24 protein-coding genes are annotated in these 21,371 nt (G+C 52.5%); 9 read left to right on the top strand and 15 right to left on the bottom strand.

Annotation, left to right across the window (positions count from 1 at the left end):
• Positions 1 to 221: 221 nt before the first annotated feature.
• The 8 genes from Enr10x_RS29300 to Enr10x_RS30140 form a co-directional block, all read right to left on the bottom strand.
• Entirely contained in the window at positions 222 to 791 is a 570-nt protein-coding gene (locus Enr10x_RS29300; RefSeq protein WP_145452535.1) for a hypothetical protein, read from the bottom strand.
• 73 nt (positions 792 to 864) lie between these two features.
• Positions 865 to 1,302, bottom strand: a complete 438-nt coding sequence (locus Enr10x_RS29305) for a hypothetical protein (RefSeq protein WP_145452536.1) — start codon at positions 1,300 to 1,302, stop codon at positions 865 to 867.
• 217 nt (positions 1,303 to 1,519) lie between these two features.
• Complete coding sequence (locus Enr10x_RS29310) at positions 1,520 to 2,068, bottom strand: hypothetical protein (RefSeq protein ID WP_145452537.1); 549 nt, start codon at positions 2,066 to 2,068, stop codon at positions 1,520 to 1,522.
• Positions 2,069 to 2,117: 49 nt separating this feature from the next.
• On the bottom strand, positions 2,118 to 2,612 hold the full coding sequence (locus Enr10x_RS29315; protein WP_145452538.1) for a hypothetical protein: 495 nt from the start codon (positions 2,610 to 2,612) through the stop codon (positions 2,118 to 2,120).
• A 180-nt stretch (positions 2,613 to 2,792) separates the two neighbouring features.
• Positions 2,793 to 3,509: a hypothetical protein gene (locus Enr10x_RS29320; RefSeq protein ID WP_145452539.1), complete on the bottom strand. Its 717-nt coding sequence runs from the start codon at positions 3,507 to 3,509 to the stop codon at positions 2,793 to 2,795.
• A gap of 132 nt (positions 3,510 to 3,641) precedes the next feature.
• Complete coding sequence (locus tag Enr10x_RS29325) at positions 3,642 to 4,424, bottom strand: hypothetical protein (protein ID WP_145452540.1); 783 nt, start codon at positions 4,422 to 4,424, stop codon at positions 3,642 to 3,644.
• Positions 4,408 to 4,854, bottom strand: a complete 447-nt coding sequence (locus Enr10x_RS29330; protein ID WP_145452541.1) for a type II toxin-antitoxin system PemK/MazF family toxin — start codon at positions 4,852 to 4,854, stop codon at positions 4,408 to 4,410. Before Enr10x_RS29330 ends, Enr10x_RS29325 begins: the two co-directional genes overlap by 17 nt.
• The gene (locus Enr10x_RS30140; RefSeq protein ID WP_197996307.1) at positions 4,742 to 4,993 is read right to left on the bottom strand and encodes a hypothetical protein; all 252 of its coding nucleotides are present in this window, start codon (positions 4,991 to 4,993) and stop codon (positions 4,742 to 4,744) included. Before Enr10x_RS30140 ends, Enr10x_RS29330 begins: the two co-directional genes overlap by 113 nt.
• Positions 4,994 to 5,185: 192 nt before the next feature.
• Here Enr10x_RS30140 and Enr10x_RS29335 point away from each other — a divergent pair, with 192 nt between their 5' ends.
• Complete coding sequence (locus Enr10x_RS29335) at positions 5,186 to 5,959, top strand: SdiA-regulated domain-containing protein (RefSeq protein WP_145452542.1); 774 nt, start codon at positions 5,186 to 5,188, stop codon at positions 5,957 to 5,959.
• A 321-nt stretch (positions 5,960 to 6,280) separates the two neighbouring features.
• Positions 6,281 to 7,303 (top strand): IS110 family RNA-guided transposase, encoded by a 1,023-nt coding sequence (locus Enr10x_RS29340; protein ID WP_145105234.1) that lies wholly within the window; start codon positions 6,281 to 6,283, stop codon positions 7,301 to 7,303.
• Positions 7,304 to 8,009: 706 nt separating this feature from the next.
• Here the strand turns inward: Enr10x_RS29340 and Enr10x_RS29345 are convergent.
• Positions 8,010 to 8,915, bottom strand: a complete 906-nt coding sequence (locus Enr10x_RS29345; protein WP_197997416.1) for a cyclase family protein — start codon at positions 8,913 to 8,915, stop codon at positions 8,010 to 8,012.
• A gap of 127 nt (positions 8,916 to 9,042) precedes the next feature.
• On the opposite strand from Enr10x_RS29345, the gene Enr10x_RS29350 reads away from it, so the two are divergent.
• The gene (locus Enr10x_RS29350; RefSeq protein WP_145452543.1) at positions 9,043 to 9,741 is read left to right on the top strand and encodes a DUF1559 family PulG-like putative transporter; all 699 of its coding nucleotides are present in this window, start codon (positions 9,043 to 9,045) and stop codon (positions 9,739 to 9,741) included.
• Between the two features lie 29 nt (positions 9,742 to 9,770).
• Here Enr10x_RS29350 and Enr10x_RS29355 read toward each other — a convergent pair whose 3' ends face one another.
• Positions 9,771 to 10,370, bottom strand: a complete 600-nt coding sequence (locus Enr10x_RS29355) for an SMI1/KNR4 family protein (protein WP_145452544.1) — start codon at positions 10,368 to 10,370, stop codon at positions 9,771 to 9,773.
• A gap of 52 nt (positions 10,371 to 10,422) precedes the next feature.
• Entirely contained in the window at positions 10,423 to 10,728 is a 306-nt protein-coding gene (locus Enr10x_RS29360) for a hypothetical protein (protein WP_145452545.1), read from the bottom strand.
• 164 nt (positions 10,729 to 10,892) lie between these two features.
• Here Enr10x_RS29360 and Enr10x_RS29365 point away from each other — a divergent pair, with 164 nt between their 5' ends.
• Together Enr10x_RS29365 and Enr10x_RS29370 are read left to right on the top strand one after the other, a co-directional pair.
• Entirely contained in the window at positions 10,893 to 11,372 is a 480-nt protein-coding gene (locus tag Enr10x_RS29365) for a hypothetical protein (RefSeq protein WP_145452546.1), read from the top strand.
• 317 nt (positions 11,373 to 11,689) lie between these two features.
• Positions 11,690 to 12,604 (top strand): DUF1559 domain-containing protein, encoded by a 915-nt coding sequence (locus tag Enr10x_RS29370; protein ID WP_145452547.1) that lies wholly within the window; start codon positions 11,690 to 11,692, stop codon positions 12,602 to 12,604.
• Between the two features lie 99 nt (positions 12,605 to 12,703).
• Here Enr10x_RS29370 and Enr10x_RS29375 read toward each other — a convergent pair whose 3' ends face one another.
• Both Enr10x_RS29375 and Enr10x_RS29380 read right to left on the bottom strand, forming a co-directional pair.
• Positions 12,704 to 13,195 (bottom strand): hypothetical protein, encoded by a 492-nt coding sequence (locus Enr10x_RS29375; protein ID WP_145452548.1) that lies wholly within the window; start codon positions 13,193 to 13,195, stop codon positions 12,704 to 12,706.
• A 190-nt stretch (positions 13,196 to 13,385) separates the two neighbouring features.
• Entirely contained in the window at positions 13,386 to 14,369 is a 984-nt protein-coding gene (locus Enr10x_RS29380; protein WP_390621368.1) for an alpha/beta hydrolase, read from the bottom strand.
• Positions 14,370 to 14,636: 267 nt separating this feature from the next.
• Here Enr10x_RS29380 and Enr10x_RS29385 point away from each other — a divergent pair, with 267 nt between their 5' ends.
• Together Enr10x_RS29385 and Enr10x_RS29390 are read left to right on the top strand one after the other, a co-directional pair.
• Positions 14,637 to 16,316, top strand: coding sequence for a transglutaminase-like domain-containing protein (locus tag Enr10x_RS29385; RefSeq protein ID WP_145452549.1), 1,680 nt, complete (start codon positions 14,637 to 14,639; stop codon positions 16,314 to 16,316).
• Positions 16,313 to 16,855 carry a hypothetical protein gene (locus tag Enr10x_RS29390; protein ID WP_145452550.1) on the top strand — a complete coding sequence of 181 codons (543 nt, stop codon included), beginning with the start codon at positions 16,313 to 16,315 and terminating at the stop codon, positions 16,853 to 16,855. Before Enr10x_RS29385 ends, Enr10x_RS29390 begins: the two co-directional genes overlap by 4 nt.
• A 115-nt stretch (positions 16,856 to 16,970) precedes the next feature.
• Here Enr10x_RS29390 and Enr10x_RS29395 read toward each other — a convergent pair whose 3' ends face one another.
• The gene (locus Enr10x_RS29395) at positions 16,971 to 18,386 is read right to left on the bottom strand and encodes a sulfatase family protein (protein ID WP_145452551.1); all 1,416 of its coding nucleotides are present in this window, start codon (positions 18,384 to 18,386) and stop codon (positions 16,971 to 16,973) included.
• A 155-nt stretch (positions 18,387 to 18,541) separates the two neighbouring features.
• Positions 18,542 to 19,612, bottom strand: coding sequence for a hypothetical protein (locus Enr10x_RS29400; RefSeq protein ID WP_145452552.1), 1,071 nt, complete (start codon positions 19,610 to 19,612; stop codon positions 18,542 to 18,544).
• A 197-nt stretch (positions 19,613 to 19,809) separates the two neighbouring features.
• Between Enr10x_RS29400 and Enr10x_RS29405 the strand changes: the two genes are divergently transcribed.
• A complete protein-coding gene (locus Enr10x_RS29405; protein ID WP_145452553.1) occupies positions 19,810 to 20,850 on the top strand; it encodes a hypothetical protein in 1,041 nt (346 codons plus the stop codon).
• A gap of 173 nt (positions 20,851 to 21,023) precedes the next feature.
• On the top strand, positions 21,024 to 21,365 hold the full coding sequence (locus Enr10x_RS29410; RefSeq protein WP_145115902.1) for a zinc ribbon domain-containing protein YjdM: 342 nt from the start codon (positions 21,024 to 21,026) through the stop codon (positions 21,363 to 21,365).
• Positions 21,366 to 21,371 lie beyond the last annotated feature (6 nt).

The raw sequence follows: 21,371 nt of genomic DNA on the forward strand, positions 1-21,371 counted from the left end.
ATAGCCGTGTCGTTGTACGCACCTGTATCTATCCAGAATTTTGGAAGTTTCATTTTACATGCCTTTCTTGTTCTTCATCTGACTGGACTCGTTCATACGTGTAACAGCCCGTTTTTTTCAAATGTAATTCATCAGATGCTCCTGATCACGCTGAGAATGGAGATAAATGGGAAGACCCGCTTTAAAATGTGGCCTGTTCTCACCTGTTTTCTTTTCATACATTATTGGTCTGGTTCCTGGCAAATAAAATCGAGTTCGATACCAACGCAATCATCGCCCGCCATGAGTCGAAACATCGGTCCTGAACCATCGCCGAATCCCGAGTTGACGTACGGTATTCTTATCTGACCATTCATCTCGAACTGAATCATACCAAAGCGTTGAAAATCATATCCGTCGATGACGCTTTGAAAGCCATCATCATCACCGGCGACGGCAGCATCGACCGCACCCATGTCGCAAATGGCGATCATAGCACTATCGGTTCCGGTTTCACCGACTTTTTCACCCACTGATACATCAGAAGCGGAGCTCAGGCGGGCACGAGCACGCCCGATAATTCGAATTCCATCAAAGTCGCAGCCTTGTGCTTCCACGATATAGTTTCCGTTGGGTACATCGATCATACAGCCATCATCGCCATCGCATACATAGGGATCACCGGCCCATAAACAACCGTGCGATACGGTAAGGTCGGCAACCGGCATCCAATCACTGGGAACTCCTTCAGTGCCATCTTTCGGGAAGCCCGACAGTCCTGTTCTGAGATATTCTTCGAGTGCCATATTCATGTCAGTGGCCTGCTCTCAGGTGATATTAAAAGGGACAGCGAACGCGCATCGTAGCACAGGGAGACATGCAGAATCAGCCATTCTGCAAGAAGGTTGAAATATCCCATTGATCAGCCGACAAAGTCACTTCCAGCATCTGGCTGGCATAACGGTCCATCAGCCTGGGAAGTCGTTCAATTGCTTCTGGACTTCGGTCATGCTTAAGGACCAGGCATTTCTGTGGCCAGCAATCGACGATCTCAAAGTCAGAAATATCAATACCCTTACCGGCAAGTAATTGTCGGGGTTCGTCATCAAAGGGGTAATGAAAGTTAACCATACCTTCGACCACTTGCATCCACACGTTCTGATCGGTCTTCGAATCAAGCGTGACAATCAGATCCCAGTTCCCTTCGGCCGCATCAATCTGCTTAATTAGTTCCTCGTATTCGACACTCTCCGAACTGGCTGGCCACCAGCTGGAAGAAAAAAATGAAGCGACCAGTAAACTGTTGAATTGTCGGCGATCCATGCTGTGACCTCATGAGAATTAGCTGGATAGTAATGGAGATTTGGATTCTGTCCAAATCGATCAGGATTTCAGACTATTATCTATTTGTACCAAATGGGCCTGAATTCATATCAGAGGGTCGAATCTCCCTGCTACTTAAAAAGTCCAGGAAATTCAGTGCTCCTTATTTCTGTCCATTTTAATTCGCCCGGCTTCACGGTTCCAACGTATTTCGTTGTTAGTTCACGTGTGGGTAAAACGTTTCGTTTCGGGATTGGTTCTTGCCTGCTCCCAGCCATGTTCGGTGATAATGAACGGGAACTTGAAATCCATCAGCGATTTTCTGAGCGACAGGAGAAACTAATTGATTGTACGCCCACTCGTGATTTTTGGCATTGAAGTGTCCCTGATACAAGCACAACGAAATGCCAAAGTTGCAACCGTCTGGGACGGTATCATCCCATTGTTGCAGTGTATCCATCTGGTATGGGCACGAAATGTTGTATTCGACACCTTGTTTTACGACAACTCCCCATTCAGTTTCGTTTTCAGAATCAAAGCGAAATTCGGGGAGACTCAGGAGCTGTCGACAATGATCACAAAAGGCGCGCAAGGTCAGCGGCGCCGCCAAGGCGAGATGTTCCATCATCGCGATTTGATTTTCATAGCTCATATCAGTGGGATAACGTTTAGAGTGATAAAAGGTTTCGGAACCTTTTATTCCTGTGTGAGCAAAAACGATTTCAGATTCAGTCCAGCCGACAATTCTGGCATCTCTGTAAGCCATGTCGTATTTTGTGCCATGCTTTCGCAGAAAATGATCATCAGGTCTGCGTTCAATACCAATCGCGGGAGCACTCGCGCAGCCATTGATTCAGCGTTGAGACGATTTGTTTCCGGTCACGTGATTCAAATACCCGTTCAGGCGAATCTGGCCACATGACTGGTGGGTTTAGTTCATAGGATATTTGGATGTTGTCGCGTTTTTTTTTCAGCGTGCGTTTTGGTGGGTGTGAAAAGGTGATCGGTTGCGCGTGATATTGCAGGATGATGAACTGACCATCGCGTTGCCCCATCGGTGACCATTCGACATCGAAGCAATAGCGACCGTCATTTCGTGTGGCGTTCCAGAGCGATGAGTGATCGAAGTAATAAAAGAGCACATCGTCCCAGGGATCGATAATCGTTGCTGGATCAAGGTGAAGGATTTGACGACCCGCAAGATCATCATCAGGATCGATTTCGTAGAAGTGATTAATGATTACGCGCCAGCCACCGGGGACCTGCAAAGTCTGGAGAGGCAAATTGGCAATTTCTGGCAGATGTGTCACGGTCGACCTTTCAAAACGAGTCTCGCAGATACTAAGGTTCCACGAACTTTTCATTCCTCTAATATGGCTGGGACGAAGGGAATTAGATGCTCTGAAGACACAGGTGATAAAAGATTTGTTCGGGATTGTGGTTTAGCAGGGGGCTTTCAGCATGAACTTTAATCAAAAGAGGATTCGGACCTATCGCGCCTCCAGCCAGGTTTGGAGTTGATTGCGGCGGCGGCGGGGGATGAAGAGCGATTCGTCTTTTAGGAGTGTTTGAACTGCTGCGGCGATCTGGTTGCCAGGGAAGCAAGGATTCGAGTTGGACGACACCATGTATGCGACGATGGCACAGAAGAGCTGGTTGTGTCTCGGTTTGTTGCCGTTGAACACGCTGAGCAGCCATTCGTCTTGCGGTTCACATTTTGCCGCCTCCCATGAAACGATACTGAGTGAAAGCCGTTCTAAATCGTATGCGGCCAGGAAGTCATCGGGTAATTCTGTTGCTGCAACGTGTGCCATTCCATATGCAGCCCCCTCGCGGACAGAACGTTCATAGTTCTGATCACTCAGCAGGATCTGATGTAAATCGTCGTATGCTTCCACGCCGCGCATCTGAGCCATTGCGACGCCCGCATAGCTTTCCGATAACTGGCCTGCCTGCGAGAGCAGGATGTCTTTCGCTGTCTGATAGCCTGCCGGGTGGCCAATGCAGCCGAGTAAAAATGCCGTGCACCACGGTGCACAACGTTTATCATGAAAGGCTGCGATCAGATTCTTTGCAGCCTGTTCGTCCGGGGCCATTTTTTCCAGGCGCAGACCGACCTGCTTGAAGATGCCGGTGTTGCGGATTGCTGCGTCGACCAGTGCGATGGCATCCAGATCAGACAGTGAGAGTTTGGGACGTAATGGCATGTTCTCTACTCACAGGCGGTTGGATGTATGAATTCTCTGAGAACGAAAAGACATGATACCAGTTTTCTGATGGAGAAGATAAAAGGGGACAGCGACTCTTATTGAGGCCTACCCCTTTTTTAATCCCCCATTTCACTCTTCAACATTGTCTGTCTCTTTTGACTGCTGTTCCTTGTCGCCGCCGGGGAGCCAGCCGGCAATGCGGTTGCGGACCGCTTTCATACCCCGTTTGGCGAGTTCGCCGCCGACTTCTTTCGCAGGAACGCGAATCGTATGCTTCGTAACAATATCATCGGAGGAACCGGGCTTCCGATCTGGCCCCCACGAACGTACGACGACCTCTGAGCTTAACAACTCCTTGTCGACTCTCAGTTCAATGGGCTGCTGCCAAGCGTCACGGTCGCGCAACCTGTGGGAGACAGGATCCTCGATTTCCCTGTCTCTGATCTGTCCGGCGAAGTTGTTGGCCAGCTGTTTCACCTGGGCACGGGTCTCTGCGATGCGTTGTTGCTGAATTCGATCCTTGACAGTCCAGGCTATACTAATGCCAATGACGATGAATAATGCCAAAAACCCCAGGATGAAGTACTGATGCCCGCTGATCGGCGGCGGCTCGTTCGCTCTTGCGGCTTGTACTGCGCGTTTTTTCTCGTCTTGCTGTCTCTTCCGTTCCGCGTGTTCTTCCTTGCGCTTCTGGAACTGCTCTGAAGCAGCAGACGGCCCTTTTATCAGGGCCAGGAATACAAATTCTAAGCAAACGGCAAGCAATTCCAGGAGGGCCAGAACCAGAGGGGTCAGGGCTTCGCACAGACCAAGAAGAAAAATCATTATCAGCTCTAAGAGTGCTGCCATAACCGTGTTTTGTTGTCTTGTGTGAAGGGCCGGGGTGTGGGCATGCTCAACAATCGAGCGCATTATTTACAGCTGCTTCCACCTGTTGCATGAGGCTGTCAGACAGACTGCCAATCACTCTCTGGATATCCGATTGGGGGACTGTATGCAGCCGATTGCCCCGTACCAGGGAATCGCTGAGCAATCCGGTTGCTCTGCCTTCGGAAGTGGTAATCTCGATCAGAACGTTGTTGTCCCTGAATCGCTGGCGTGTGTTGGAAGTGATTTCGGCAATGATGGTCTCGTTAAGTTGTGCATTCAAAACATCGTTTTGCATAACGAGTGCTGGACGTATTTTGCTCCCTGCGGCCCCAACATAGGGAATCTCGACCAGGATGACATCACTTCTTTGCATTGTCGTAGTCGTTGTAAATATCCATGGCAGGATCGTTCCAGTCGCTTGATTCGAAAGCACGCGCCAGCATTTTTCGGAGGTCAGCATCAGTGACTTCATCGGTGCCGCCCATCCGGATCACGCCGCAAATCTTTGCATAAATATCCTTGCGGATCAGGACACACTCCGTACCCTCAACATCAACGGGAACATCTTCCCCGCGAGAAATCGCTTCTGCCTGCTCTCTGGTAATTTTCATCGAAACCTCCAGACAAATTGTGACAGACAGCGAATCTCCAGGCAACACGTTTATCAGAAAAAACAGAACTTTTGTATACAAGGCCTGAGCTTAAAAGGTTAGCATGTGCACAAATCAGATTTCAGCCATTTGTCATTCTGAACGACGAAATTCAGGTGATTGTTATTGTTTCCCGCTCAGAAAGGCTTTTCCATGTCCATTGGATCGCTGCAATTCGAGACTTCATTTTCGATTAGACACGAGGACCTCGGTCTGCTGGAACCTTCGGGACTCGCACTCGATCCGGAGGGGGCGCTGTGGACCGTCTGTGATCAGTCCAAAAGGCTCTTTCAGATCGACACGAACGGCGAGATTTTAGCGACACGGAAGGTCGACAACCGGGGTTTAGAGGGGATCACCTTCGATGCGGAGGGGAATATTCTGGTGGTCGACGAAGATGCCGGCAAGATCCTGAAGTATGATCCGGCGACGGGGAAGGAAATCGCGGACCGGCGTTTGAAAGACATGGACGGCTTCTGTGCCGTGGCCCGGTATTTTGAAGAGGCCGGGAACAATGGCCTGGAAGGGATCACCTGCGACCCGTTGCGTTCTGAAATATTGCTGCTCAAGGAAGCAGATCCGGGGCTGCTGATCGCGGTCAGTGACGATCTGGAGCGGATCGTTGCCGTCGATTACCTGGACGGGGGCAGGGGATTCGTTGACGAGGAACTGAAACCGCAGGCCATCGATTTTTCGGGCCTCTGCTACGACCGCGTGCGTGATCTCTTCTGGATCGTCAGCGACCAGGCCAGCCGGGTGTTTACCTACGATCGACGCAGGGGAAAAGTGATCCAGCAGTTCTCATTCGGCGCTGCAGGCAAACCGATTCGCAAGGCAGAGGGGGTGACCCTGGATCGGGAGTCAAAGTATCTGTATGTCGTCAGTGATGCAGATGCAGAACTGGTGCGGTTTCGGATCGTCGATTGAAGTAGAGCAGGTCAGATCGCTTCGTTATTGAGTCGCTGACCCCTTTTTCTGTTCAGGTAGTGATTCAGGTTCATCTCGGTGGTGGCGCGCCGATCGCTAAAATGGAGTTGGTTCTGTTTTGAATCGAATGTGGGAGTCGAAACATCCTGCTCTCGGCCCGGATTACATCCGGGCTGACCTGCGGTTGTGTTGTGAGATGCATTGGTGACAGCACAGTTGGGCAAGCCAACTGTGAAACTATGTAGGAAGCCTCCGTCGGATCGATTATCGTGGAACAAGTTCGTTCACAATCTGTTTCACGAAATCTCACCTCCGGAGGCAATGATGTTGTATGTTGGTTTGGATGTGCATGTCAAGCATATTACGATTTGTGTACTTAATAAGCATGGTAAGCTGCTGCAGCGGTGTCAGCTGCCATGCCTGGATGATGTGATTAAATTTCTGATGAACCTGCAAGGACGATGCGAAGTCTGTTTTGAAGCCAGTACCGGTTATGGCATCTACTTTGAAGCTCTGAGTAAGATTGCTTCTCGTGTTGCCGTGGCCCATCCAGGACTGTTGAAACTGATTTTTCGTTCCAAACAAAAGAATGATCGTGCGGACGCAGAGAAACTGGCCAAACTGTTGTTTCTCGATGAAGTTCCGACCGTTCATGTCCCGACTGCAGACGTGCGGGCCTGGAGAGAGTTGATTACATTCCGAGGCAAACTGATTCAGAAACGGACCCGGGCTAAAAATGGAATTCGCTCGCTTCTGAGAAGTGTTGGTTGCAGGGTTCCCAAAGAGTTTGGTCTCTGGACCATACGGGGGATGGAATGGCTAAAACAGAAAGATCTGAAACAGCCGATGCAAAATCTGAAACGGGACATGCTGGTAGAAGAGATCGAAACACTGACGAGGCAAACCAGGCTGGTTGAAACGGAACTGGCCCGCTATTCGAAAGAGAACATTGCCGTGCAGCAATTGCAGAGTATCCCCGGCATCGGCTTACGCACTGCTGAGGCATTCGTGGCCTTTGTGGATGACCCGCATCGATTTGCCAACAGTAAGAAAGTGGGGGCCTACTTCGGTCTGATCCCGATCCAGGATCAGTCAGGGAGTACTAATCGACTGGGGCATATCACGCGCGAAGGATGTGCAGAGGTCCGGCACCTGGTTACCGAAGCAGTTTGGCAGGGGATTCGATATTCACCGACGATTAAAGCCTATTATGAGCGGATTCATCGACAGGAAAAAGACAGGAAAAAGATTGCGATTGTAGCCACATCGCATTACCTGGTGCGTGTGATGTGGTCCATGTTGAAAAATGGAACCTTGTGGAAAGAACGGAGCCTGGCAGTCTGAGCGACTGCAGTTTCGATAAGTAAATTCAAAGAGTTGTGTCGGACTTAAGTTTCACGTTGAGATCGAAAGTGGGATTCAGGTGACATCCCGACGGGTGCCATGGCACACTGTGATGCCGTAACTGTGAATGGGAGTCACCGTAATTTGTCTTGTGGCGCCTCGCCAAGGCGAGTGATGCCGGATGGATGGTTGGATAATTCCGCGTTCTTCTCACTACGGTCTTGACAGAAGCTTCCTCATGGATGGCACCCCGGAGAAGAGACTTCCTGCTCGTTGTGCTCGACCCGGATTGCATTCGGGGGGATCCTTGGATGTTGCATGATCTGCTTTTCTCTGGTTAAGCGGGACTGCTGGTCAGGGCGGGTTATTTGTGGTCATCAGCGGTTTTTATGCGGGTATAAGTGGTAAAAGTGGACCGAAAATGGAGTGCATCAATGAGCAGTTGTATTTCAAATCGTGCTGAAACCAGAGGGTTTTATAGTGTGTTTGGGGCATCAGTTCTGCATGTTCCCGTGAAAAAGAATCGTGGCTCGCGCGCGCGACGCATAATCAGGCATTCTGGTCAGACGCGTGTCTGGGTCCAGTCCAGTTTATTCAGTAGTCGGGGAGGATACGTGAAGTGGGAAATGTTTACCTCAGCAGCACTGTCGGGCAAGCCGACAGGTGGCACCCGGATGGTTTCGATGAGAGAGGAAATTAAAGCACCTCACGGCAGGATCGCAAACACGCGGGCGGGGAAGCCCGAGCCCCCTTTGGGTTTGGGGAAGGTCACCACCGCCAGGGCACCAGCTTCCGGTACCTGATCCAGGTTCGTTAACAGTTCGATCTGGTAATGGTTCTGGCTCAGGATGTAGTTCTCCAGGGAATATTCGTCTTCGGTGGTGGCGACGCCGGGATCGGTGTCGGTGGTTTCATGGCCTGAGGCGGTGATGCCGCGGTCTTCGTAGAGGTACTTCAAGACTTCGAGACTCCACCCCGGATAGTGGGCGACGCCGGCTTTGTCTTTGTTGTGCATGGCACTTTGATCGGGCCAGCGTTTCGACCAGTCGGTTCGCATCACGGCAAACGCGCCTTTGGGAACTGGGCCATGTTTTGCCTCCCACTGGCGGACATCGTCCAGCGTAATCGTGTAATCGGGATTCTGCTTCACCGCCTGATGAACGTCAAACAGTACCAGCGGCAGAATCATTTCTTTGACCTCGATCTGATCCAGCGTGCGGCCTCCTTTGACAAAGTGCGCGGGGGGATCGGCGTGCGTCCCCCACTGACCGACGTGACAATACAGCTGCGCGAAAAAGCCCTCCCCGAGCGTGCCGGGCCGTTTGTCGTACCAGTAGATAGTCTTGACCGTTTCATCGGGAAAGCCGGGCCAGTGCGGAATCCCCGGCTCGAAAGCATGCGTCAGATCGACAAACTTCTTGCTTTGCAGAACTGCATACACCTGCGCCAGGTCGCTCTCTCCTGTCTTATTCTCTGTCGCATCCGCCGCCGCGACTTCTGAGACCGGCGACACGGATTCCTGGCCGCAACCGCTGAGCACCGGGAGTACCAGCAGGTGGAGAGATGCTACAGCAGCGATACGTCGACGGCAGGTGGTGTGAATCTGAATCATCTCGGGTCCTGGATGTTATAGAGGAATTGCAGCCAGCTGAAAATAAATTTGCTCTCCGTTGATTTTCCTGCAATGATGCGCTCTCTACAAGCATTTTTTACTCTCCGATTCCGCAGAGGGCTCTCTGATGACGAACTCACCCCTTCGCAAGAAATTCGGTTACACAGTGCTGATTCTCCTGGTACTGGTTCTGGTTGGGGCAGTTTATCCGTTCCTGCGCTATTGTCAGACTCTCCGTGAATATCGTGTAGACGATCCCTTGCTCAAAAACACGATGAAAATGTTGGGGCTGGCGTTCCATAATTATCAAGAGCGACATGGGTCACTGCCAGGCAACATCAGGGACGCATCGACGGGTCAGAACCTGCTCAGTTGGCGTGTGCGTCTGGCTGAAGAATGGAACCAGACGCTGCCTGATTTTCAGAATTCCGAAGCGTGGGATGCCCCCGGCAACGGCGCGCTGACGGGCTATCTTCCCAGCATGTATCGACATGCGGGCAATAGCACGCCGGTCACTCTGAGTGACCAGCGTGAGACAGGCCTGACGACTGCCCTGGGGGTGAAAAATCCAAGCGGCAACTGGAACGGCACCGACCCGGACAGCGAGCCGGTCCTTTATATTAACGGCAAACCGGTCCTTTGCGTCGGCGTCGCTGCAGCGGAACGAGTCCCCTGGACCAAACCGGTTGATTATTCGATCTCCGAGGTAATCGACCAACTGCAGCAGGACCAGGGTAGTACCTCACCCATAATCCTGTACGCCCTCTTCGCAGACGGCTACGTCATCGAGCCCCCGTTCACCTGGAAGCTGAGCGAGCCTGAGTGATCGATGGCACCGGGTGTACCCGATTCACTTCACCCCTTCAAGGGTCGGATCCTGTCCCACAAGCGCATCAGCAACACGAACGGGCCGGTCAGGAGCAGGGAGCACAACATCAACAGCAGCAGGATCGGCATGAGCAGGAGACTCAGGGCAATACTGAAATATTCTGTCAGCATTCCCGGCGGCCGATACACGGTCGTGTCATCCAGTTCACTCTCGAACTGAATCGCCTCCTCATACACGTGGACGACGAACTCGATGTACTCCTGCAGGCTGTCGTCATAGGGTAGAGGCTTGCCCTCGGCGTCTTCAGGATATTCGCCCCAATGCGGACCGCTCATGTAGACCACACCGTCTGCGGACTGGGTATCGATCGCGTAATAGTCGCCGTTCCCATTTTCGCCGATGACAAAACAATGGGGCGGAAAGATGCTGCGCAGGTATTCGGGATCCTCCCCATTCACCCGGGCCAGCGAATCCCGGGAATGATAGAGCAGTTCCAACTCCTCGATACCCAGCGTGGTCGCCAGATCGGTCAACCGCTGCGGATAGTTGAGCAGCAGCTCTCGATAGACCGCCGGCAGTTGACAGCCGGTCTTGGTTTCCAGTTCCTGAATTTCGGTTTCGGTCATGTTGCGACCTCATTGATGGCTCAGCTTCAGAATCTCTGCTTTAAACCTGCTTCTATTCTAGACTGATCTTCGTGCCGAGGGGAACCTCCGCTTCTGAATTCACATCGGCCAGCACTAGAATAATCCCGAGGTCGTCCAGTTCTGAAAGGTCTGCCACCGCATCCGGCACCCGCATGAAATAATGCACGATCTCAGCCGTTCTGGTCTCGCCATCCGGCAGAGTGAGCAGTACTTCGGTCCCCTGCATGATCTGACCGACTCCCGGCCGGGAGATTTGATTTCGCGGGATCCCGGGCAGCAGTCCGAGATGTGTTCCGCTGCGGTGATAGCCTGTGACGGTGTAAAGTTCGATCGACATGTCGGTACCAGATTCAAGATTGCTGAAGAACGCAGAAAACGACACACAGATAGAATACCACTGGAAGGTCTGTTCTGACCAGATCATGAAAGATCAGGTTGCGCGGCACGGTGGGATCATGTACAATGGAGCCTGAATCGTCACTCATTCTAACTGGATGTGATATGCATACGGAAACAAGTCCGTTGAAAGCCAGGTTTCTGCGACTACTCACCGCAGCGGTCATCCTGTGTACGATGTATCTGATCTCGTACGCTTTGCTGGGACGGACCCCGGAATCGTATTACACACCGGCTAGAAACCTGAATCGGATTCTCTTTTCCGTTCTCCTGGCATGGCCGCTGGTCCTGCTTTGGCAATGGTCCTGCTACCACCGGGTCGAACCGGCGGTCAAACTCTGGAGCGCTTATGCAGGTGGCTGGCTGATGTTGATATTCCTCTCGCAGTTTATCACCCTGGGCTTTGTGTTCTACCCGATCTTTATTTTATGTTCGTTGGCTGTTTTTTTGTATGCGACGATCTTGCTGGGCGCGGAAATCCGCTCCCGCAGATTTGATGTGACCACCTTAGTCGCCACCATCGTCACCCTGTTCTCCAGCGGTCAGGTTATGGTGGATGCGGCTTTAAACCCGATCGTGATTTAAACCAGGCGAAGGTGACTGCAGTCGAGCTACGCCAGACGCAGAACGGAAAACATAAGCCACCTTCTACCACCCTGAAAGGCGTCAGTACCACATTTCAGACATGCCTCTTTTCCCCTCTGAAACTCTATCCGCCGTTTCAGAATCCCCCTTTTCATTCACAGATTTCAGCTCGTACGCTCATTTATTCGCACAAAACACTTTATTACATATTGATTGCATTTAATATTGACATGCGCAATTGATTTGCAATAATAATCCTGTTGCTCGAGCCAGATCCTCTCATTTACCTGATGATAAGACGTCCTGGAGTCCTGAAAATGCGAAAAGAAAACCCCCTCCGCCGCGGCTTTACTCTGATCGAACTGCTGGTGGTAATCGCAATCATTGCTATTTTAATTGCCCTGCTGCTGCCCGCTGTCCAGCAGGCGCGGGAAGCCGCCCGACGCAGTCAATGTAAAAACAATCTGAAACAGATCGGGATCGCCCTGCATAACTATCATGACGTCCATTCGGTGTTTCCTCCCGGGTGGGTTGGTGTTGTCAATCGTCAGCCGAATGTCGGCGGCGAGAGCGGTTTCTCCTGGGGAACGATGATCCTCCCCTATATCGATCAGGGGCCGCTTTACAACCAGTTCAATTTCAGCCTGGCCATGGATGTCGCCCCTAACCGGGATCTGCTCAAACAGCGGCTGTCCGTCTTCCAGTGCCCCAGTGACCCGAAGCCGGACACTTTCATGGCCGACGACCGCAACGGCGCGCAGGTCCAGATGGCGACCGCCAACTACGCCGGCGTCTTCGGCTCGGTCGAACTCGATGACTGCTACACCGTCTCACCGGGGACGCCCCCGCTTTCCGCGCAGGGACAATGCGTGAGTAACGGCATCTTCTACCATAACAGCAAGGTTAAGATGCGGGACATCACCGACGGCACGAGTAACACGCTGATGGTGGGCGAGCGGACGACCTATAACGATCCCGTGGAAGGTCCCTGGTACGGCACCTGGTCTGGTGCACTCCCGCTGGCCGACGATGCCCCGGCCCGCGTGATTGGCCACGCCGAGCACCTTCCCAACGGGGGAGACGACCCCGAGGACTTCGGCAGTTTCCACGTCGGCGGTGCGCACTTCATACTGGGAGACGGACACGTCAAATTCCTGAGCGAAAACATGAGCCAGGAGATCTTCGAAGCCCTGGGCACCCGTGCCGGCGGCGAAGTGATTGGCGAGTTCTGATCGGACGGGTAAACAGAAACGGGTTGGGTGCCCGAAGGGGGTAGATCTTCATTGAAATGTGATCTACCCCCTTTCTGCAATGTTATTAGCCAGCCTGTCTCATCGTTCTCGAAAATCTTCTGCCACTTCTTTTACATCGGGATCATCATGTTGAGCGGCTCGATCTAACAAACGTTCCAGTAATCCATCATCCAGTTCGTCATACAATTCTGCAAACCTTCGATAGTACTCATCGGGTTCTGTCTTCAAATACGGGTCCGTTTCATCGGTCAGGATCTGATTGACGATCGGCTCAATGTGTTTGATAACCCATCTTCGGGGCATCAGTTTGATGACCGCTCGATTTTTATAAATAGAGCTATGCGCTGTCGATGCTGATCTAACAAGGGTTTCTAAAATACTTTTTTTCAACTCATCATCGGAAGATAATAACAAAAATTCATACGCAGTGAATTTTTCCGTTTGCAATCCATAGCGAATTGCTGCGGCCTGATCTTCCATTGAATTCCACTCGGTCAGCACCGGATAGCGCACTCGATTTAACAGAGAACGCATCTTCTCCCAACGTGCTTTGTCACTTTCGCTGAGCATCGTTGAAACTCCTGTGAGGAAAGAAAATCGTCAGACCTCGAATCCCGTTACCTTTAATCTTAAAGTAAGTTTTCTCTGACAGTTTCCTGCTCGCTGCGCTCGGCCCGAATTGTATTCGGGCTTACCCCTTTTTTAATCTTGCCTGATCAAGCTGTTCGTGCTTTTCATGTTTTTCGTGGTTCTTTAAATATCACTCGCCGTGATAGCCGCGCCACATCCAGAGCAGGGTGTCTGCCAGGGTCTGCTCGAAGACTTTGCGGTCGCAGTGCCGGGTCCCCTTGCTGAAGACGTAGCGGTAGTCGTAGCCTTTGGCCTTCAGTGCCGCCGCAGTTCGCTTGTTGGCCATCACCCAGTTGTGATAGGTTTCCTCCGGATCGTTGGCACGGAGGTCGTTTTCCGCCACGTGCGTGAAAATCCGCAGCGGCTTTTTGTCGCTGTTTTCAATCAGCTTCATACTGGAATGGTATTCCCACGCGCCCAGCGGATACTTCGCTTCTTCGGGGGCGTCGTCATCCTGCTGATCGACGAAAGTGCCGGAATAGGTAATCAGGCGGCGGAACAGATCGGGACGGAACCAGCCCATGGTCAACGCAGCCGCACCGCCAGAACTGCAGCCCATTGCGGCCCGGCCCCAGGGATTGTCGGTGAAAGCGATGTGCGGATAAGCGGCACGGATCTGTTTGTTATGCATTACAGCGGGTAGAACTTCGTCATTGATAAACCGGGCGTAACGGTCGGACATCGTATCGTATTCCAGGCCGCGCTCGCTCCCTTTGCCGTCGTTGCCCCCGTTCTGAACGCCGATGACAATAAACGCCGGCAGCCGCTGTGCGGGGTCTTTCGAGATCGTCAGATTATCCAGGGCATTGCAGACCAGATCCAGTCGGCTCGGTCCGTCCTGTGTGACGAGGATCGGTGCTTTGGTTCCATCTTTGTAGGCAGCGGGAACATACACGAAGATCTTGCGCGTTTTTCGCACCTCTTTTTTGGGGTCGAGGGTTTTGTCAGTACCGGGAAAAATTTTACTCTTCGCCAGGGGCATCTCGAATTCGAAACGCTTCCCTTTGGGATTGCCCTGATCGGTCAGTCGGGGATCGATTTTGTAATCGGGCCCCACCACATGATTTCCGTTCCCTGCTTTCCCGGGTTTCTCCGTGTATTTCTCGGCAGCCATCGATAAAGAGGAGGCCAGTCCCATGACGGCGAAGGTGAGAGTACTACAGACCACTGTTGCGCGCAACCGGGATTTCATGAACATCATCTATTCCATTCATTGCAGGAGGATTTGAAATATAAGAGCAACGGAACTATGAGCCTACCCGATCTTTTGCAGACTTGCAATTTTCGCGCTGGAAATAGCAAGCGTCAGCATCTTGTGCGGGTATAATAAGCTCGTATCGCTCGCACTTTCGTACCATGAAATTTTCTTTCAGAGCTCAATATGAAACAACAACCAGCGTGCTTCTTCGCGGTGAGTCTGGTGCTCACGTGCATCGTCTCGTTTTCTCCTGTGCGGGGCGATTCCGGGAATCAGGCCCCAGGCAGTTCCGTGAAAACGGTTCGCCCGGAAATCCAGTCGACCACGAAAACAGCGCAGATTCGCGAATGGATTCTTCCTGCCGCAATATCACACGAGACCGGTGTAGGATATGTGGCTCGCCTCAAGATCCCGCATGACGCAGACCGTGAATCAAAGTCCGCATGCCTCCTGCTCGAGGATGGTCAGCCACTGCCACACCCCCACGCATTGCATAAGCTGATCCGCGAAGAAGGCAAAGGGCACTTTAGCCACTGGACGCCGACGACGCTCTATTTTTCTGCCAGCGACTCTTCCGATCCCCGCACCAACGGCCGTAAATATGAACTGGTCTGCCCGGAGTCCTTTGTCGAACGATCGACAAGGTTTGTACTGAACGACGCCGATTCGCTGATTTCATTTCCCGACATCCCCGGCAGACACGTGCAGCCCCTCAAGCTTGTCTGGGAAAACCGGGATCCGCAGCAGACCATCCAGCTCAACTGGAAGCGCCAGGGGGACCCCGATCTCTCCAGCCAGCAGGCGATGCTCTCCAGTATTCTCAAACCGGGAATGACGGACGAAGAGAAATCGCTGGCGATCTGGAAGTTCCTGAAGGACTGGCGGTATCACTTCTATCCGGCGGAACCGGGGGATGAAGTGCACGACCCCGTGAAGTTTCTCAACGTTTACGGCTACGGATTCTGTGACGACTGTGCCACGAACTTTGCGGTCCTGGCGCGCAGGGCAGGGGTCAAGAGCCGCACGTGGGGACTCTCGGGACACGTCGTCGCGGAAGCCTTCTATGACGGTAAGTGGCACATGTTCGATCCCGACCACGAAGTCTTTTATCGCAACGACAAGGGAGTGATCGCGAGTGTCGAAGAACTGGCACAGCATCCGGAACTGATTACAAAAACGCCCCTGGATCCGATCGGCAGTTCCTCGCAGGCAATCGCCCGACTCTATACTACGACTGCCGACAACCAGCCTTCCGAACGGAAACCTGCGATTAAAGATTCGCAGCTTGCTCCAACCCTGGAACCGGGAGACCGCCTTGAGTTTGACTTTTCCGCTGCAGGGCATGTGCACCAGAAATATCTGACTGAAGCTGGCCCGCCTCCCGTCGCCGGGAACGGCACCCTGAAACGCCGCATCACGAAACTGGCGCGTCTGAATCAGCCCCACCCCCACCAGCGGGACTGGCACTTCACCTGGCCCTATGTGCTGCTGAAGGGCGGGCTGGAACTGAAACTGGCACCAGGTCAGTCGGCTCCCATGCTCTCCGTCTCCTCGAACGGCGCCTCCTGGACTCCGCTGGAGACGTCTCTCAAAGAAGAGAAGCTCACGGTTTCCCTCGATGCGTGGATCAAGCAGCAGCCAACCGCCGTCTATGGGTTCTATCTCCGCTGCGAAAACACAAACGGTGACGACCCGGCAGGCTCGATCGAACAGTTAAACTCCGAATTCCTGTTCCAGTTCGCCCCCCGCGCGCTGGCACACATGCAGAACGCCAACAACCACTTCGAAATGAAAATATCACCCCCACTGCCAACAGAAGGAAAAGGTCTGGCTGTGCAGATGGTGTGGAAAGAGATTGAATGAGATTTGAAGGACGCATTATGGATCTGGAACAGGGTGCCCGTTTGAAGCTGGATCGAACACTGATCCCGGAATCACTGCATAAGATCATCCCACTTGCTGAAAAGTGGGGATTTGAATGCCAGGATGACCAGGATGAATTCATCGTGCAAATGAAAACAGCAAAGCCCGACGAGGTTGCTGAATTCAACCAGCAGATTGGTGAAGCACGAGACTCCATTATCGAATGGGGAGCCATGCTTCCGGAACTGGACCAGCATAAATCACAAATGGACGAAAAAGTCTGGGATCATCCTTACTGGGTCTTTTTGAGTTTATTGAGTATTTACGATGAGACTTACGAAGTCGCAGACAGACAAGTAGAGTGGACCGCGCTGGTGAGATCAAACGGGTTTCGTGAGGCATCAGAGCAAGCCGACCACTTCTTTCGTAATAAAGCATATCAACAGTTTGTTGAAACGCTGGCCCCCTATGCAGACCTGCTCAGTGAAATGCAAAAGAAAAAGTTGAGTTTTGCCCGTCAGAAACTGGATAAACAATAAAGTATCGGGGCTCGTCATATTTGAGCCCTTTTCTACTCTTTTCGTGTCGTTCGTGCTTTTCGTGGTAGTTTCATCGATTCACTGTTGGCAAGCCAACAGGCATGTATTTCGTAGTTCAATTTGTGTAAGGCACCGTCCCCGTTTTGGGGTTCACCTGGTAACCGAATTTTGCGATGTACTTACTGCCGTGCAGAAACTCGTCATTCTGGGCGGCCAGTTTTTTGTTGAGCAGCGCATCGAGCTTCGCCTGGATCGGGGCTGCCGCCGGATCGTTACACAGATTTTTCAGCTGATACGGGTCTGCCTGGTTGTCGTACAGCAGCCAGGGCCCGTTGAGATCACGGACGTAGGTATAACGGGTCGTTCGCAAACCACGGTATTCCTTTCCGCCCCGGCTCCGCTGCCATTCACCAAAGGGGGAAGGACAGGTGATGACCGTTGCCCCATCCGAAGGATTTTTGCCGCCGCGCAGGTAGCCGCTGTAGTCCAGCCCTTCCACGGTTTCGGGAATCGCAATTTGACAGAGCCCTAACAGCGTGGGCATCAGGTCTTCGGAATTGATCGGCGTATCGACGGTGCGACCTTTTGCGTGCTCTGCTCCATTTAACCGGAACAGCATCGGTACGCGGAGCGATTCATCCCACGGTTTCTGTTTGCGGATCTGTCCGTGGGAATGCAGCATGTCGCCGTGGTCAGATGTGAAAACGACGATCGTGTTTTCATCGACGCCGGTCTCTTTGAGTGTCGCCAGCAGATCGCTGACACAGTCGTCCAGCGCCGTACAATGGGCGAAGTAACCGGCGAGTTCTTTTTGCGCGGCTGCCCGCTGATCCTGGGGCACATTGGGTCGCAGCTTGATTCTCTCCGGGTCATACATCCTCTGGTATTCCGGAGGTGCCGTGTGATACGGATTGTGCGGCGAGCCGTACGACATCACCAGCAGAAACGGCTGCCCCTTTTTAGACTGGTCGCGGATAAACTGCCGGGCCACACGTGTCTGGGCAAAGGCGTCGTAACCTTCCCAGGTCTGCCGTTGAGGAGAGTCTCCGTAGTAAAACGAACGGTTATAGTTGTGCGTGCATTCCAGGGCTCGCCAGAACTCAAAGCCCTGGCGACGTTCTGGTGGTGTGAATGCGGAGCGGCCCCGGCCATCCAGGTGCCACTTGCCGATGAACCCGGTTTCGTAACCGGCGTTGTCCAGCACTTCAGCAATCGTGACGGCTTTGGCGGGCAGCTGCACATCGTTCAGAAACACGCCGTGCGTCAGGGGACGCTGGCCGGTCATCAGTGAGCCTCGAAAGGGACAGCAGACCGGACACCCGGAAACCGCGTTCTGGAAATTGACACTCTGTCGGGCCAGTGCATCGATATTCGGCGTCTGCACCTGGTCATTACCCGCGTAGCCGAGCGACTGCGCCCGCCACTGGTCGGTCAGGAGAAACAAAATGTTTGGCTGCTTCGTTTCAGCCTGCACCCGCCCGGGGAGCATCACAAAACAGAGTAACAGAAAAACGGAAATACGAGCCAGCATGGTGAGCGTCCTTAGCAAATCCGTCGTGCCGCACTGCAGACACGACTGGTCTGTTGATCGAAGAATATGAATTCTCAATTATCTGCCAGAAACCACACTGATTGCAACGCCAACGACGAGAATGGAGCCGGAAAAGGACTTCTCGAGAGGGGGAATTACTTATCCGAGGACGATTCTGTTTTTTGAAATTCGCTATAAGGAACGCCCACGACGCCGTCCGATTTTTTTCTCAGATCAAAAATTCCCGTCTCTGGCGTCGGTTCCAGCAGCTTTTCGTTGAACGTTTTCGGATCGCTGGGTTTGTTGACTTCTTGCCAGGTGAGTGTCAATCGATGTACCATGTCCTCCCCCCCTTTCTCCAGGAACCTCCTTAAATAGGACAGCGTTTCCCCGGGAACTTTGACACCATCGACTTCGACAAAATCGTTCTGCAGTGCCATATTCACTTCCCAGTCACCCGACTCCCTGCTCTGTGACCAGAAAATCATGCGGGTCAGGTAGCAGGGTTCGTCTGCGGTGACTTCGAATATCGCATGATATTTTTTATGCCTGCTTTTGGGATTACTGTCCTCGGTCACCTTGTGAATGACCCAGGGCCCGTCTGCCTGTCTTTCGACGAAGAACTGCCCCCCTTTCATAACTGAATTCCGGACAAACACTTCATACATCTGCGGACGGCCCAGCAGGAAATGGGGAATGTAGGTGAAAGAAAAAATGGGAAACAGATCACAGTACAGGGATGTGGGAATGTAGTCTTTCTTTCGGATCGAGATTCTTTGTCTGCCACGTTGGGCCGGGAAACTCTCTGACAGAAACGTATCCTCTGTCGAGCGGACAAAGGCACAATTTTTTTCTGCGGTGCTGGTCCACTGCGCCCACAGCGACGGCTTGACCTGGGTATCAAAAGTGAGCCTGGTCAGGATGAGCGGTACCCGTCCCCGATGTAAACGTGGTGGCAGAAACTTTTCCGTTTCGATCAATACGGTTCCCGATTTGAGGTGACTGTCGGGACGCATCGCTTGTTTGAGCCGCTCCAGCCCCTCTTTTTCGGAAGTGTTGGACTCCCGGGGAATCTCAGGGTGTTTTGACTGTTTGAGTTTGAGTATCGACTCGGGCAGTTTCTCGGGCCATTTCTGAGGATCCGCTGCCAACAGGGAGGCACCTGACAGAGAAACTGCCAGTGTGACTGCCAGCACAATGGGGTGTAAGCGCTTGTTGTGAGACATTTCTCTTCTCCTCAGGAATCGGACAGGCGAGGGAGCAGGAACTTTCGAATGAAAGCCACCAGACCTCAGAGCGGAATCGCATTCTGGTAAATAAAATTTCCAGCTGAGACATGAATTTGATACAATTGCACATTGTGTCATTTATGTCCACGTACGTCAAATATCGAAACTCAGTTTGTCAGCGAAAGGCTGCCACCATGTTCCGCATTCCCGTTCGAGCGCCGTTGTTTTTCTGCTGTGCCTGTCTGCTGCCGTTTCTGTCAGGGCAGGGCACAGTGCAGGGTGCAGATGCGGTTCCCGAGCGGCTGATCAAACCCTGGGAGGTGTCACGGGACCGGATCAAATCTCTGTATCTCAAAATCCGCTATGAGACGACGTCCCCCTACACCTTAATCGAACTGGCCCAGATGACAGGACGCGTTTCCTTTGTGAGGGCCACCGAAGTCGTGGCCTTTGATGAGCAGCGCCAGCTGAAACGAATCAAACGGGATCGCCAGCAGCACGCGAAAAAAGACGAACAGGGTAACTGGACTCTGGAAACGCAACGCGCTTACGAGCATGTATCTGCGATAGAAGGGGGGCTCAGTCGAAATACCTTTCTGCCCGGAAACATCGGAATGCAGTATGGAAAGAACTTTTATCCCTTCCGCAACCTGATTCAAAGATCGACATATATGTATGACAACGCCCTCTACGTGGAGGATCCACTGGCGTCGACGGATCACATTGTCGAAACCAAAAGGACATCACTGCCCGAAGCGCTGCAACTCCGCGACTACCAGCTCGTCGAGGAAAATGAAGACGAATTCGTCATCAGCTGGACCGGGAAAATTCTCTTTAACGGAAAGCAGGTGAAGCAGGTTCTCACCATCAGCAAGAAGTTCGGCTACCGGGTGAAACAGAGGGATCTCTACCTGATGCCTCAAATGGAGCATACTTCATCGGTCAAGCTGCACGATTTTCGTAAGGTCGCGGACGGTGTGTGGCTGCCTTACAAGGTGGAACAGACCGTTTATCGCGACGGTAAATTGTATACCCGCACGACAATGCAGGTTCTGGAAGCGATCGTCAACGAAGATGTTTCGCGTTACTCCCATTTTGAATTTGCTCCCGGCACTCAGGTCACGGATCTGTCGCAAATGACTCCCGCACAAGTGGAAGAATTGAAAAAGACCAGAATCATCGGCCATGCCCGGGAGTTTACAGTGGGTGAAAAAAAGCGTGATGAAGAGAAGTGACTAACGTCGCTTTTCGTGGCATCCGTGCTTGTTATGGTTCATCCCAGTTTATGCTGTTGGCTTTCTGCGTCCCTTCCTGTTCTCTGTGTCAGTTTCTCGTTATTCTAATGAGATCATACGCCGCGTGTAGTTCCGGCGTTGAAAGACTGAACAGACAGACTGCAGGAGATGAGATGAGCGATTTGCCGAACTGCCCGGAATGTGATGGGGAATATACTTACGAAGATCGAGGGCTGCTGGTTTGTCCGTCATGCGGGCACGAATGGAACCCGGAGAGTGCGGCTGCGGAGGAAACGACCGGTCCCGTCGTCCGGGATGCCAACGGGAACATCCTGCAGAATGGCGACTCGGTCACCGTGATCAAGGACCTCAAAGTGAAGGGCTCTTCCTCGGTCGTCAAGGTGGGCACGAAAGTCAAAAATATCCGCCTGGTCGAAGGCGATCACGACATCGACTGTAAGATTCCGGGGATTGGCTCAATGGGACTGAAATCCGAATTCGTGAAGAAAGCCTGAGTCGCG

The organism is Gimesia panareensis, from assembly GCF_007748155.1.
Lineage (GTDB): Bacteria > Planctomycetota > Planctomycetia > Planctomycetales > Planctomycetaceae > Gimesia > Gimesia panareensis.